The 13906-nt window shown below is 68.3% G+C and carries 11 protein-coding genes and 1 tRNA gene; 5 read left to right on the top strand and 7 right to left on the bottom strand.

All coding sequences use genetic code 11. The features are described from left to right. Window positions 1-22: 22 nt before the first annotated feature. Entirely contained in the window at window positions 23-961 is a 939-nt protein-coding gene (locus tag AC24R4_RS20180) for an alpha/beta hydrolase (RefSeq protein WP_400393073.1), read from the bottom strand. Between the two features lie 99 nt (window positions 962-1060). Between AC24R4_RS20180 and AC24R4_RS20175 the strand changes: the two genes are divergently transcribed. From AC24R4_RS20175 to aspT (AC24R4_RS20155), 5 genes are all read left to right on the top strand, one after another. Next, window positions 1061-1435 carry an HNH endonuclease family protein gene (locus tag AC24R4_RS20175; RefSeq protein ID WP_400393071.1) on the top strand — a complete coding sequence of 125 codons (375 nt, stop codon included), beginning with the start codon at window positions 1061-1063 and terminating at the stop codon, window positions 1433-1435. A 121-nt stretch (window positions 1436-1556) separates the two neighbouring features. Next, window positions 1557-1641: transfer RNA gene (locus AC24R4_RS20170), tRNA-Leu, on the top strand. Between the two features lie 182 nt (window positions 1642-1823). Beyond that, complete coding sequence (gene loiP, locus AC24R4_RS20165) at window positions 1824-2573, top strand: metalloprotease LoiP (protein ID WP_487523509.1); 750 nt, start codon at window positions 1824-1826, stop codon at window positions 2571-2573. 267 nt (window positions 2574-2840) lie between these two features. Then, window positions 2841-4544 carry an aspartate-alanine antiporter gene (gene aspT, locus AC24R4_RS20160; RefSeq protein ID WP_487523508.1) on the top strand — a complete coding sequence of 568 codons (1704 nt, stop codon included), beginning with the start codon at window positions 2841-2843 and terminating at the stop codon, window positions 4542-4544. 79 nt (window positions 4545-4623) lie between these two features. Further along, window positions 4624-6309, top strand: a complete 1686-nt coding sequence (gene aspT / locus AC24R4_RS20155) for an aspartate-alanine antiporter (protein WP_400392865.1) — start codon at window positions 4624-4626, stop codon at window positions 6307-6309. Window positions 6310-6400: 91 nt separating this feature from the next. Here the strand turns inward: aspT (AC24R4_RS20155) and hutG are convergent, their stop codons facing one another. From hutG to hutH, 6 genes are all read right to left on the bottom strand, one after another. After that, window positions 6401-7222 (bottom strand): N-formylglutamate deformylase, encoded by an 822-nt coding sequence (gene hutG / locus AC24R4_RS20150; protein WP_400392863.1) that lies wholly within the window; start codon window positions 7220-7222, stop codon window positions 6401-6403. Between the two features lie 42 nt (window positions 7223-7264). Next, entirely contained in the window at window positions 7265-8671 is a 1407-nt protein-coding gene (locus AC24R4_RS20145) for a formimidoylglutamate deiminase (RefSeq protein WP_400392861.1), read from the bottom strand. Continuing rightward, a complete protein-coding gene (hutI, locus tag AC24R4_RS20140) occupies window positions 8668-9894 on the bottom strand; it encodes an imidazolonepropionase (RefSeq protein ID WP_400392859.1) in 1227 nt (408 codons plus the stop codon). Before hutI ends, AC24R4_RS20145 begins: the two co-directional genes overlap by 4 nt. Then, a complete protein-coding gene (locus AC24R4_RS20135; RefSeq protein WP_400392857.1) occupies window positions 9891-10490 on the bottom strand; it encodes a HutD/Ves family protein in 600 nt (199 codons plus the stop codon). The genes hutI and AC24R4_RS20135 overlap by 4 nt, the downstream gene beginning before the upstream one ends. Further along, window positions 10490-12193, bottom strand: coding sequence for a urocanate hydratase (gene hutU, locus AC24R4_RS20130; RefSeq protein ID WP_400392855.1), 1704 nt, complete (start codon window positions 12191-12193; stop codon window positions 10490-10492). The genes AC24R4_RS20135 and hutU overlap by 1 nt, the downstream gene beginning before the upstream one ends. A 147-nt stretch (window positions 12194-12340) precedes the next feature. Then, complete coding sequence (gene hutH / locus AC24R4_RS20125) at window positions 12341-13903, bottom strand: histidine ammonia-lyase (protein ID WP_400392853.1); 1563 nt, start codon at window positions 13901-13903, stop codon at window positions 12341-12343. Window positions 13904-13906: the final 3 nt, after the last annotated feature.

Below are 13906 nucleotides of genomic sequence, written 5' to 3'. Positions count from 1 at the left end.
GGCGCGGGCCGGCGGACGCCGGTCAGACGCCCGCGATCATGCCCAGCAGCGCGCGCGACAACTGGCTGTCGTCCCGCATCAGGTCATCCATCACATTGAAATGATGACGGCCCGGCAGCGCGATATCGTCACGCGCGTTATTCGGCCATGCCGCACGGATCAGCGCGTGCTGGCGCTGGTACTCGCTGGATTCCAGCTCGCCCACGGCGGTGATCAGCGGCGCGTCGGTCGCCGGCACCATGAACGCCGGCGACAGGCGCGCCACATCGGCTTCGCTGAGCTGCAGGTCGGCCTGCAGGAAATCGGCGCGGCGCAGCGGCTCCAGATCGTAAAGCCCGCTGATCGACAGCCCGCCCTTGATCAGGTCGATCGGCAGGTCGTCCGCGAACTGCGGCCAGAGCGCGGCCATCATCATCGTCACCAGGTGCCCGCCCACCGAATGGCCGGCCAGGAACATGCGGTGGCGGTCGTGGCCAAGCCGGTCGGCCTCGCGATACAGCCACGCCACCGATTGCATGACCTGCCACACGATGGTTTCCACCGTCACCGCCGGGCACAGCGCGTAGTTGACCACCGCCACCGACACCCCGCGCCGCGTGGGCACGCTGGCCACAAAGCTGTGGTCGCGCTTGTCCAGCGCCCGGTAGTAACCGCCGTGCAGGAACACCAGCAGCGGCGGCGCGTCGTCATCGCGCAGCGACGCCGGGAAGTAATCGAGCGTTTCCGTATCGGCAAGTGGCGAATTCGCATCGCCATAGGCCAGGTTCTCGAAATACGTCACCATGCCGGCCCGCACCAGTGCCGAATCCGCCGCCCAGCGCGCCATGTGGACGGCATTGTCCGGCACATTGGCGCGGTTGTTGTAGGCCTGGGCGTAGAAGGCGGGGTCTTGCGAGGGCAAGGCTGCCAGCGAGGCAAGGCTGGCGGTGGGCGTGGCATCGAGGGTCGGCTGGGCAGACATGGCTCTCGGCTCCGGTGAAGTCGCGGCGACACGGCATGGGACGGTTGCGCGCTATCCTACCGCAACTGCCAGGGCACCCACTTTTCAGCGAATTCGCGTATGGTCGTCAAGCGCCGGCTGCGCGCCGGCAAGGCTCCACAGCTCGGGCCACCCGATGTCGCGCTCGATCCGGCAACCGGCCAGGACCCTGCGCGCTGTCCGCTGTGCGGGAGGCCGCTGCTCGACGACGCCAGCACCGACCTGCACCACCCCGTACCCCGCAGCCGGGGCGGACGCGCGGTCATCGCCATGCATCGCGTCTGCCATCAGAAGATCCATTCGGTCTTTACCGAAATCGAACTGGCCACGACCTACCACGACTGGGACGCACTGCGCACCCACCCGGCCATGGCCGATTTCATCCGCTGGATCGCCCGCAAGCCACCCGGCTTCTACGACCGCAGCCGAACCACCAACGCCCGGCGTGGACGCTAGACGACCGCCCGGCCGCGCCCTCCGATGGGGCGGCCGCTGGTTGTCCGTACTGTGGAATTGCGGCATAATCGGCGGTTCATCAGCGCGCGATGTGGATTTTTGCCCATCGCCCACGCCCAATGCCCGGGTGGTGAAACAGGTAGACGCAGGGGACTCAAAATCCCCCGCCGCAAGGCGTGTCGGTTCGAGTCCGACCCCGGGCACCAGATTTTCTTCGGATTGGCTTCTTCAGACTGGCCATTCCCCCGGTGCCTGGCACCCTCCGCCAGCGACTCTCCGCCCCCGCCTTCCCCCCTGTCAGACGTCCTCCACTGGCGGCCACGCAATCGCTTGCTTATGCTTCTTGCCTGCGCCTCCATAACAACGACCGACCATCAGGGAACCGAAGATGAATCGCTATATTGCTACGGCGGCCGCCATCGGCTGCGCAACGCTGCTCGCCGGCTGTGCCGGCGCCGACATGAACAGCCTGAGCCAGGCGGGTGGCAGCCTGTTCAGCGCCGCCGCGCTCACCGACGCCAACGTCAAGCAACTGTCTGACCAGTCCTGCGCTGACATGGACAAGAAAAACACGGTCGCCGCGGCGGACAGCCCGTACGCCAAACGGCTGGTGAACATCATGAGCGGCCTGCAGAACACCGGGCTGCCGCTCGATGCCAAGGTCTACCTGACCAAGGACGTCAACGCCTGGGCGATGGCCAACGGCTGCGTGCGCGTCTACAGCGGCCTGATGGACCTGATGACCGACGACGAGGTGCGCGGCGTGCTGGGCCACGAAATCGGCCACGTGGCGCTGGGGCACACCAAGAAGGCCATGCAGGTGGCCTATGCCACGGCGGCCGCGCGCGGCGCGCTCGGGTCCACCGGCTACGCCACGCTGACGGCGCTATCGACATCGCAGATCGGCGAACTTGGCGAAACCTTTGTCAACGCGCAATTCTCGCAGCGCCAGGAAAGCGAGGCGGACGACTACTCGTACAACCTGCTGACGAAGAATGGCGCCAACCGGCAGGCGCTGGTCTCCGCTTTCCAGAAGCTGGCCAAGCTCGATGGCGGGCAGTCGGGCCTGCTCAGTTCGCACCCCGGCTCCGACGCGCGGGCCAAACATATCCAGGACCGGATCAACAGCGGCAAGTAACGCCGCACGGCGGTATCGTGGCGAACACGTTACCCGGGCTGCCGCGCGCCATGTGCGGCAGCCGCTCAAGCCTTGCGGGCACTCCCTGCGCCAGGCTCGCCTCCTCTCCCTTTCTCCCCACTTTCAGACATAGCCGTTTGCTTGATTGCGTTTAACACGCATTCAAAAGCTTTCAGTACGCGCCAACGCGCCCCGTGCGGATAATGCCTCACGCCTGCGGGCCCTCCGCTGGCTTGCCATGAGCCATAGGGAGGCTTGCGCCGCGTCATGGAGTCCGTTTCCGCCCTGCTTGCCGGACAACCGGAGATTGCGCTGTTCCTGGCACTGGCCGTCGGCCATGCGTTGGGCGCGATCCGTTTCGGACCGTTTCAGCTTGGCGGCATCTGCGGCACGCTGATTGCGTCGCTGGTCATCGGCCAGAGCGGTGTGCGGCTGGACAACGACGTCAAGAACGTGGCCTTCGCCGTGTTCATCTTTGCGCTCGGGTTCACGGGCGGACCTCAGTTTTTCGCCAATGTCGCGCGCGAATGGCGGATCGGCGTGCTGTCGCTGGTCGAAGTGTTCGTACTGCTCGCCTTGCTGGCCGTGGCGGTGCCCTTGCTGCATCTGGACCCCGGCACGGCATCGGGGCTGCTGGCCGGCGCGGCCACGGAATCGGCGGTGATCGGCACGGCGTCCGAGGCCATCGCGCGGCTCGGCCTGCCGGCCGACGCCATCCGCGTGCTGCAGACCAATATCGTCACGGCCTACAGCGTGACCTACCTGTTCGGGCTGATCGCGATCGTGCTGTTCACCAGCCAGCTGGCGCCAATCCTGCTGCGTCAGAATCTGCGCGAATCGGCCCACCAGCTCTGGCAGAAGCTGGGCGGGCAGAACGACATGGCAGACAACCAGATGACGGCGCTGCCGACGATCGTGGCGCGCGTACTGCGGGTGGACCATATGGCCGGCAAGACCGTCGTGGAAGCCGAGCATGAAGTGGCGCTCGGTGTCACGATCCGGCGCATTCGCCGCGACGGCAATACCTTTCGTCCCACCCCAAAAGACGTGCTGCGCGCCGGCGACATCGTGCTGGCCGTGGGCCGGCGCGACGCGATGGTGCCGTTTGCCGCCGCCCTCGGCCCCGAGATGCCCGAGGAGCCCGGCATGGACGCCGTGGTGCAGGCCGAGCTGTCGGTGCTGCTGACGCGCCGCGAGGTCAGCGGCGTGTCGCTGGCGCGGCTGCGCCAGAGCGTGGATGTGGGCATGGGCCGCGGCGTCTATGTGTCGCGCATCACACGCATGCAGCATGCGGTGCCGATCCTGCCCGAAACCGTGCTGGAGCGCGCCGACGTCGTCACGCTGTCCGGCCCCGACGAGGCCCTGCGGCGCGTGGCGCCCGAACTGGGCTATCCGGTCATCCCGACGATCCGCACCGACTTCGTTTTCCTGGGCATCGGCGTGCTGCTTGGCATGCTGTTGGGCGCGTGGCGCGTCAAGGTGGGCCAGGCAGACCTGACGCTCGGCGTGGGCGGCGGATGCCTGGTGTCGGGCCTGGCCTTCGGCTGGCTGCGCGCACGGCTGCCGGTGATGGGCTCGCTGCCGGCACCCGCGGCCGAAATCCTCAAGGACTTCGGGCTGGCCACGTTCATCGCCGCCGTGGGCCTCTCGGCCGGCCCCGACGCGCTGCGGCTGGTGCAGAAGTTCGGCCTGATCCTGCCCGTCGCGGGCGTCCTGATATCGGTCATCCCGGCGGCCATTTCACTGTATATCGGGCATCGCTGGCTGAAGCTCGACATGCCGATCCTGCTCGGCGCGGTGGCCGGCCAGCATTGCAGCACCCCCACGATCATGGCGCTCACCAACGCCGCCGGCAACGGCACGCCCGTCATCGGCTACACGATTACCTACGCCATCTCCAACGTCCTGCTGCCATTGCTCGGGCCGATCGCCGTGGCGATGGCCAGCGCGCTGGCATCGGCACCGCGGTAGCTGTGTCTGGCTCGCCGCGGGCCACGAACGCCCGCGGGTGGGCCGCTGTCACCTGTGTCACGCCTTACAGGAGTTCCCTATGGATTGGTTGCACGCCATCTTCCAGAAATCGCCCGAGTCGGCGCTGTTCCTGTCGCTGGCCATCGGGTATGCCATCGGCAAGCTCACCTTCGGCAAGTTCCAGCTGGGCGGCGTCGCCGGGTCGCTGCTTGCGGCGGTGATCATCAGCCAGGTTGGCGTCGAGATCGACAACGGCGTGAAGGCCGTGATGTTCGCGGTCTTCATCTACGCGGTGGGCTACGAAAGCGGCCCGCAGTTCTTCAACTCGCTGAACCGCAATTCGCTGCGCGAGATCGCGATGGCCGTCTTCATGGCCGTGGCGGGGCTGGTGACCGTGGTGGTGCTGGCCAAGATCTTCCAGCTCGACAAGGGGATCGCGGCAGGCCTGGCCGCCGGCGGCATGACGCAGTCGGCCATCATCGGCACGGCCGGCGACGCCATCACCAAGCTCGGCCTGCCGCCGGACCAGGTGAAGACGCTGCAGGCCAACGTGGCCATCGGCTACGCGGTGACCTACGTCTTCGGATCGCTCGGCGCCATCATCGTCTGCGTGAATATCCTGCCGCGCTTCATGCGCGCGGACCTGAAGTCCGACGCGAAGAAAGTGGAGGCGGCCATGCACGGCGGCCTGCCGCAGTTCGGCCCGGGCCAGGCCGGCGCGCTGCCCCGCCTGGTGGGCCGGCTGTTCCGCGTGACGGCTGCCGCGGGCAAGACCATCAAGGACATCGAGATCGGCGGCGAAGACCTGGTCACCGTGGAAAAGCTCCAGCGCGGCGGCAAGCCGATCGACGTCACGCAGGACACCGTGCTCGAAGCCGGCGACCTGGTGTTGCTGGTGGGCCGGCGCGACGCCATGGTCCCCACCGCGCTGGTGATCGGCGACGAAGTGGCCGACGCCGAAGGCATGGGCATGGTCATGCAGACGCGCCGCGCCGTGTTCACGCGCGCCGGCCTGAACAACAAGCCGCTGGGCGAGATCGTGGCCAATATCAGCCGCGAGATGCGCCATGGGGTCTATCTGGAGCGGATCGAGCGATACGACCATGCGCTGCCGATCCTGCCCGACCTGAAGCTCCAGCATGGCGACATCATCACGTTCTACGGCACCCCGGCGGACACCCGGCGTGCCGCCGAGCGCGCCGGCTATGAACTGGTGCCGAGCGAGAAGACCGACTTCGTCTACTTCGGCGCCGGCGTGCTGGTGGGCCTGCTGATCGGGCTGCTGGTGGTGCGCATCGGGTCGATTCCGCTGACGCTGGGCGCAGGCGGCGGCGCGCTGCTGTCGGGCCTGGTGTTCGGCTGGGCACGGTCCAAGCATCCGATGTATGGCGCGATGCCGACGGCAGCCTGCCAGTTGCTGAAGGACTTCGGGCTGGCCGCGTTCGTCGCCATCGTGGGCATCAACTCGGGACTACAGGCGGTAGACACCTTGCGCCATAGCGGTTTGACGATTTTCCTGCTCGGCGCCGTGGTCACCTTGCTGCCGCTGTTCCTGACGATGCTGTTTGGCCGCTACGTGCTCAAGTACGACAACGCCGCGCTGCTGGCCGGCGCGCTGGCCGGCTCGCGCAGCGCCAACCCGGCCTTCGGCGGCATCCTGGACAAGGCCGAAAGCCCCGTGCCGACCGTGCCGTTCGCCATCACCTATGCGCTGGCCAACGTGTTGCTGACGCTGCTCGGCCCGCTCGTCGTCGGGCTTGTCTGACGTCTGCCGGGGAGCGTCACCGCAGCACATCGGCCCGTCCGTGGCACCGAAGTGCCACCACGGGCCGTTCTTTTGCCGAAACGCCGATGTGTCAGCGCGCTTCCACGAACGCCAGCACGGTTTCCAGCATCTGGCGGATGGCCGGCTGCACGTTGGCGGCCTTCGCCGGGTCGTACGCGAACGGGTACACCTCTTCCATGTACGACGATTGCGTCAGTTCCAGCTGGATGGCATGCACGCCGTCCGCCGGATTGCCGTACTGGCGCGTGATGTAGCCGCCCTTGAAGCGGCCGTTGAGCACGGCCGTATGGTTGGGCACCGCCTGCGCAATCTTGACCACATCGGCTGCCAGGCCGGTGTCGCAGCTCTTGCCGTCGGCCGATCCCAGGTTGAAGTCGGTGAGCTTGCCTTCGAAAAAGCGCGGCAGCACCGAGCGGATCGAATGGGCGTCCCACAGGCCGATCGTGCCATGCTCGGCGCGCAGGCGCGCCAGTTCTTCCTGCAGCGCGTTGTGATACGGGTGCCAGACCGCGCCACGGCGCAGCGCGATTTCCGCGTCGTCGGGGCCGCTCGCGCCGTCGGCGTACACCGGCGTCTTGTCGAACGTATCGACCGGGCACAGGCCCGTGGTGTCCTGGCCCGGGTACAGGTTGGCGTTGTCGGGCGGACGGTTCAGGTCGATCACGTAGCGCGAGTGCGTGGCCATCAGGATCGACGCGCCCAGCTCGCGGGCAAAGTCGTACAGGCGGTCCATGTGCCAGTCGGTATCGGGCACGGTGCGCGCCTCGGGCGTCAGACGCTCGGCCAGGCCGGCGGGCACATAGGTGCCGACGTGCGGCATCGACACCAGCAACGGCCGGGTGCCGCGATGCAGCGTGAAAGCGGGAATATCGGTGGTGAAGGAGGAGGACATCTTGTCTCGGGGCTGCTTGGTATGGGGCGGGTTCGGGACCCTTCAGTCGGCCAGCAGGCGGGCGCGCGCCTCGGCGAACAACCGGCCCGCATCCCCTTGAAGCGGATGCACGCCGTGCTGCAAGCGGCGCGTGCCGCCCGTGCGGACTTCCGCTAGTGTCTCATGTCCGTGGCTGGCAAACACGTAAGTGGCCAGCGCATGGGCCCCGTCGAGCCCGGCCAGCGTGGGATGCTGGCCGTCCAGCACCAGGAAATCGGCACGCTGTCCGGCCGCCAGGCCCGCCACCGGCCGCGCCGCCGCGCGCGCGCCGCCGGCCACGGCTTCGAGCCAGAGCCGGTCGGCCACCTGCGGATGCCGGTCCGACGCCAGCACATTGCGCCGCTGCAGGCCCAGCCGCTGGCCGTATTCGAACGTGCGCAGTTCCTCGGCCACGCTGACGCTGGCGTGGCTGTCCGACCCGACGCCCCACCAGCCGTGCTGCGCCAGGTACGGCGCGGCCTCGAACACGCCATCGCCCAGGTTGGCTTCGGTGGTTGGGCAGATGCCGGCCACGGCGCCGCTATGGGCCAGCCGCCGCCGCTCGTCCCAGTCCATGTGGGTGGCATGGACCAGGCACCAGCGCGGGTCCACCGGCGCGTGGTCCAGCAGCCATTGCACGGGCCGCACGCCGTGGGTGGCCAGGCAGTCGTCCACTTCCTTCTGCTGTTCGGCGATGTGGATATGCACCGGCGCGGTGGCATCCATCGCGTGCAGCGCGGCAACGGCCTGCGTCAGGCTGTGCGGCGGCACCGCGCGCAGCGAATGGGGGGCCAGGCCCAGCCGTGCGCCGTAGGCGGTGCAATGTGGCGCCAGCTTTTCCAGCAACGCCTGCATGGCGTCGGTATCGTTCAGGAAGCGGCGCTGGTCGGGCTGCGCGGGCTTGCCGGCAAACCCGGCGGTCTGGTACAGCACGGGCAGCAGCGTCATGCCGATGCCGGCGGCCTGCGCCGCGCGCAGCAGCCGCAGCGACATCTCGGCGCGGTCGGCATACGGCTTGCCGTCGGGGTCGTGATGGACGTAATGGAATTCGCACACGCTGGTGTAGCCGGCGCGCAGCATCTCGATATAGAGCTGCGTGGCGATGGCCTCCAGCGCGTCGGGCGACAGGCGCAGCGCAAAGCGGTACATCAGCGTGCGCCAGCTCCAGAACGAATCGCCGCCGGCCGGATCGGCGTCGGGCGACACGCTGCGGTATTCGGTCAGCCCGGCAAAGCCGCGCTGGAACGCGTGCGAATGGAGGTTCGGCATGCCCGGCAGCACCGGGCCGGCCGCCTCGGGCACCGATGGCGCCGGCGCGGCGCCAGGCGTGATGGCCGTGAAAGCGCCGTGGGCACCCCACTCCAGCAGCACATCGCGTGCCCAGCCATCGGGCAGCAGCGCATGGCGCGCAAACAGCTGGCCGGCGCTCATCGGAACACCTTGCCCTGCCGCACCACCCCGGCACACGGGTTGCGGCCAAACCAGTAGGCCAGTTCGGCCGGCGACGCCACGCGCCACAGCGCGAAGTCGGCGGCGCGGCCCGGGGCCAGCCGCCCGTGGCGATCCGCCGCGCCCAGCGCGCGCGCCGCGTGCGTGGTCACGCCGGCCAGCGCCTCGGGCACCGTCATGCGGAACAGCGTGCAGGCCATGTTCATCATCAGCAGCAACGATGTGGTGGGCGATGTGCCCGGGTTGTGATCGGTGGAAATGGCAATCGGCACGCCATGCTGCCGCAACAGGGCCAGCGGCGGCAGATGGGTATCGCGCAGGAAATAGTAGGCGCCGGGCAGCAGCACGGCCACCGTGCCGGCCTCGGCCATCGCCATCACGCCGGCCTCGTCCAGGTGTTCGAGGTGATCCGCCGACAGCGCCCTGTGCCGCGCCGCCAGTGCCGCACCGCCGAGGTTGCTCAGTTGCTCGGCATGCAGCTTCACGGGCAGGCCGTGGCGCGCGGCGGCCGCGAATACGCGTGCGGTCTGATCTGGCGAAAATCCGATGCCCTCGCAGAAGGCATCGACCGCATCGACCAGCTTTTCCTCGGCCAGCGCCGGCAGCATCGTATGGCAGACCAGGTCGATATAGTCGTCGGCGCGGCCCGCGTATTCGGGCGGCAGCGCATGCGCGCCCAGGAACGTCGTGTAGACCGTCACGCCATAGGCTGCACCCAGCTGGCGCGCCACGCGCAGTTGCTTGCGCTCGGCGTCGAGCGACAGGCCATAGCCGGACTTGATCTCGATTGTGGTCACGCCCTCGGCCAGCAGCGCCTCCAGCCGCACGGCCGCCTGCGCGAACAGCGTGGCCTCGTCGGCCTCGCGCGTGGCCCGCACCGTGGACACGATGCCGCCCCCGGCGCGCGCGATGTCCTCGTAGCTGGCGCCTGCCAGCCGCATCGCGAATTCGTCGGCACGCTGGCCGCCGTACACCAGGTGCGTATGGCAGTCGATCAGGCCGGGGGTGATCCACGCGCCGCCGGCATTGTGCCGGTCGAGATGGCGATAGCTGTCCGGCAGGTCGGCCAGCGCCCCGAGCCAGGCGATGCGGCCCTGTTCGATCACCAGCGCGCCGTCGCGGACGGCCCGTTCGGGGTCCGCGTCGGGCAGTAGGTGGCAGTGATGCCAGACGCCATCGGCAGAAGGCGCATCGTGGAAGTTCATCGGTCCGGCTCCCTATGCAGTATCACGCGCAGGCACAGCGCGGAAAGTTCGGTGTGGGCGCATGTGACGGCCGGCGAACCGGCCGGCATCAGTATGCCCTCGCCCGCCGACAGATGCTGGCCGTCGCCGCCGCGGCTGTCGCTGGCGTCCCAGTCGCCGCGCAGCGCCAGGACCAGCACGGTGGCGAAGGTGGGCACCGCCGTGAACGGCTGCCGCATCAGGCGGACTTCGGCGCGGCAGCGGCCCCGGCGCGTCATCACGTTGAGGTCGCGTGTCGGGCCATCGACCAGCGCGGCATGGATAGCCGTATCGCCAGAAAACGCGTATGGCTCGCCCACGCGCACAAGCTTGTGGCAGAACGCATCGTCGTGGGCCTGCAGATGCACGCCGGCGCCGTCGATCAGCACGATCTGGCGGTCGATGCCCGGAAAGGCCGAGAACGGCCCGTCCGTGGCGATATCGGCCACGCTGATGCGCCAGTCGAACGTGTCCATGCCGGCGCCCGGCGGCCACACGGCAATCTCGCGCGTGGTGCCGCCGCCGTTCTTCCACGGTGTGGGGGCGATGGCGTCGAGCGCGAACCGCGTGACGGCCATCAGCGCTTCACCATCGGCAGGTTCAGGCCCTTTTCATGGGCGCAATCGATGGCGATGTCGTAGCCGGCGTCGGCATGGCGCATCACGCCCGTGGCCGGATCGTTCCAGAGCACGCGCTCGATCCGCCTGGCCGCCGCGTCGGTGCCGTCGCAGACGATGACCACACCCGAATGCTGCGAGAAACCCATGCCCACGCCGCCGCCGTGATGCAGGCTGACCCACGTGGCACCGCCGGCCGTATTCAGCAGCGCGTTGAGCAGCGGCCAGTCGGACACCGCATCGGAGCCATCGCGCATCGCCTCGGTTTCACGATTCGGCGATGCCACCGAGCCGCAGTCGAGGTGATCGCGCCCGATCACCACCGGCGCCTTGAGTTCGCCGTTCTTCACCATCTCGTTGAAAGCCAGGCCGGCGCGATGCCGTTCGTCCAGGCCCACCCAGCAGATACGCGCCGGCAGGCCCTGGAACGCGATACGGTCGCGCGCCATGTCCAGCCAGCGGTGCAGCGGCTTGTCGTCCGGGAACAGTTCCTTCATCTTGGCGTCGGTCTTGTAGATATCCTCCGGGTCGCCCGACAGCGCCACCCAGCGGAACGGGCCCTTGCCGCGGCAGAACAGCGGGCGCATATACGCCGGCACGAAGCCCGGGAAATCGAACGCGTTCTTCACGCCTTCCTCGAACGCCACCTGGCGGATGTTGTTGCCGTAGTCCACCGTTGGCACCCCCATCTGCTGGAACGCCAGCATGGCCTGCACATGCTTGACGATCGACTGGCGCGCGGCGGCTTCCACGGCCTTGGGGTCGCGCACGCGCAGGTCTTCCCACTGGTCCACGGTCCAGCCTTCGGGCAGGTAGCCGTTGATGACGTCGTGCGCCGAGGTCTGGTCGGTCACGATATCGGGCCGCATGCCGCCGGCCTGCGCACGGCGCGCCAGTTCGGGCACGATTTCGGCGGCGTTGCCGAGCAGGCCCACCGAGATCGCCTGGCCCTGCTGGGTTGCGTCCTCGATCATGGCCAGCGCCTCGTCCAGCGTGGTGGCCTTCTTGTCCAGGTAGCGCGTGCGGATGCGGAAGTCGATGCGCGATTCCTGGCATTCGATGGCCAGCACGCACGCGCCGGCCAGCACGCCGGCCAGCGGCTGCGCGCCGCCCATGCCGCCCAGGCCGGCGGTCAGGATCCATTTGCCGGTCAGGTCGCCGTTGTAGTGCTGGTTGCCGGCTTCCACGAACGTTTCGAACGTGCCCTGCACGATGCCCTGCGTGCCGATGTAGATCCACGAGCCCGCGGTCATCTGGCCGTACATCATCAGGCCGGCCCGGTCGAGTTCGTTGAACTTGTCCCAGGTGGCCCAGTGCGGCACCAGGTTGGAATTGGCGATCAGCACGCGCGGGGCGTCGGCATGGGTGCGGAACACGCCCACCGGCTTGCCCGACTGCACCAGCAGCGATTCGTCCTCGCCCAGGCGGCGCAGGCTGTCCAGGATGGCGTCGAAGCATTCCCAGTTACGCGCGGCCTTGCCGATGCCGCCATAGACCACCAGGTCTTGCGGGCGTTCGGCTACATCCGGGTCCAGGTTGTTCTGGATCATCCGATAGGCCGCTTCGATCAGCCAGTTCTTGCAGTGCAGCTGGCTGCCGCGCGGAGCACGGATTTCGCGCTGGCCGCGCGGGGTATCGGTGAATTGGTGTTCGTTGGCGTTCATGGTGTGTCCCGGTATGTTTGATGACTGGTCGGATCTGGATGCGCTTGCCCTCTCCCCCAACCCCTCTCCCGCGGGCGGGAGAGGGGAGCAAACCGACGGCATTTCAACCACCGATTTAGTGTCCCGTTGCGGAAGAGGGCCAGCATCTCAAGCGGCTACGTTCGTCGGCAGGATCTCCCTCACGGCGTCAGGCCAGCCCGCGCCGGCGTCGCCCTGCACCACCCACTGCTTCATCGCCTCGATATCGGGCGCCAGATAGCGGTCGGATTCCACAAACGCCACGCGGCTGCGGATGCGCGCCAGTTCCTGCTCCACCAGCGGCGACGACTTCAGCGGCCGATGGAATTCCATGCCCTGCGCGGCGGCCATAGCCTCGATGCCGACGATCACGGCCGTGTTGGCGGCCATGTCGCCCAGGCGGCGTGCGCCGTAGGTGGCCATCGACACATGGTCTTCCTGGTTGGCCGATGTAGGCAGGCTGTCCACACTGGACGGATGCGCCAGCGACTTGTTCTCGGACGCCAGCGCCGCCGCCGTGACCTGCGCGATCATGAAGCCCGAATTCAGGCCGCCATCGCGTACCAGGAACGGCGGCAGGCCGGACAGCCCCGTATCGAGCAGCAGCGCCAGGCGGCGCTCGGAGATGGCGCCAATCTCGGCGATGGCCAGCGCGATGATGTCGGCGGCAAAGGCCACCGGCTCGGCGTGGAAGTTGCCGCCGGACACCACGTCGCCCTGTTCGGAAAACACCAGCGGGTTGTCGGACGCGGCGTTGGCCTCGATGCGCAGGATGCGCGCGGCGTGCGCCAGGTTGTCCAGGCACGCGCCCATCACCTGCGGCTGGCAGCGGATCGAATACGGGTCCTGCACCCGCCCGCAGGTCTTGTGCGAATCGACGATCTCGCTGCCATCGAGCATCGCGCGCACGGCGCCGGCCACGGCAATCTGGCCCACCTGCCCGCGTGCCGCGTGGATGCGGGCATCGAACGGCTTGACCGATCCCTTGATGGCTTCCAGCGACAGCGCGCCCGCCACCAGCCCTGCCGCGAAGGCGTCCTCGGCGGCAAACAGCCCGGCCAGCGCCAGCGCCGTGGACACCTGCGTGCCGTTCAGCAGCGCCAGCCCTTCCTTCGGGCCCAGCGTGAAGACGTCCAGCCCGGCATGCGCCAGGCCTTGCGCGGCCGGCACGCGGCGGCCGTCGATCATCACGTCGCCCACGCCAATCAGCGTGCAGGACATATGGGCCAGCGGCGCCAGGTCGCCCGAGGCACCGACCGACCCCTTGGCCGGGATGCACGGCGACACGCCGTGGTTGGCCAGCGCCAGCAGGGCATCGATCAGTTCCGGACGCACGCCCGAATGGCCGCGCGCCAGGCTGACGGCCTTGATCGCCAAAATGAGACGCACGGTATCGGCCGGCAGGTCGGCGCCGGTGCCCACGCTGTGCGACAGCACCAGGTTGCGCTGCAGTTCGGCCAGCTTGTCATGGGCGATGCGCGATTGGGCCAGCTTGCCGAAGCCGGTGTTGATGCCGTAGACCACGGCGTCGGCGTCGATGATGTCCTGCACCGTGGCCTGCGCCGCACGCACGCCGGCCCAGGCCGATTCGGCCATCGCCAGCCGCACTTCGCCACGGTAGATGCGGCGCAGGTCGTCCAGCGACACGTGGCCAGGGTTCAGGGTCAGGAGGGAGCGGGAATCGTTGGTCATCTG

Source organism: Cupriavidus sp. CER-90 (assembly GCF_057652055.1).
Note: the sequence above shows the minus strand (reverse complement) of the source record. Positions and strands in the feature narration are given on the sequence as shown.

Coding starts and splice junctions, on each gene's coding strand:
- AC24R4_RS20180 (WP_400393073.1), bottom strand. CDS start 961: ATGTCTGCCCAGCCGACCCTCGATGCCACGCCCACCGCCAGCCTTGCC.
- AC24R4_RS20175 (WP_400393071.1), top strand. CDS start 1,061: ATGGTCGTCAAGCGCCGGCTGCGCGCCGGCAAGGCTCCACAGCTCGGG.
- loiP (WP_487523509.1), top strand. CDS start 1,824: ATGAATCGCTATATTGCTACGGCGGCCGCCATCGGCTGCGCAACGCTG.
- aspT (WP_487523508.1), top strand. CDS start 2,841: ATGGAGTCCGTTTCCGCCCTGCTTGCCGGACAACCGGAGATTGCGCTG.
- aspT (WP_400392865.1), top strand. CDS start 4,624: ATGGATTGGTTGCACGCCATCTTCCAGAAATCGCCCGAGTCGGCGCTG.
- hutG (WP_400392863.1), bottom strand. CDS start 7,222: ATGTCCTCCTCCTTCACCACCGATATTCCCGCTTTCACGCTGCATCGC.
- AC24R4_RS20145 (WP_400392861.1), bottom strand. CDS start 8,671: ATGAGCGCCGGCCAGCTGTTTGCGCGCCATGCGCTGCTGCCCGATGGC.
- hutI (WP_400392859.1), bottom strand. CDS start 9,894: ATGAACTTCCACGATGCGCCTTCTGCCGATGGCGTCTGGCATCACTGC.
- AC24R4_RS20135 (WP_400392857.1), bottom strand. CDS start 10,490: ATGGCCGTCACGCGGTTCGCGCTCGACGCCATCGCCCCCACACCGTGG.
- hutU (WP_400392855.1), bottom strand. CDS start 12,193: ATGAACGCCAACGAACACCAATTCACCGATACCCCGCGCGGCCAGCGC.
- hutH (WP_400392853.1), bottom strand. CDS start 13,903: ATGACCAACGATTCCCGCTCCCTCCTGACCCTGAACCCTGGCCACGTG.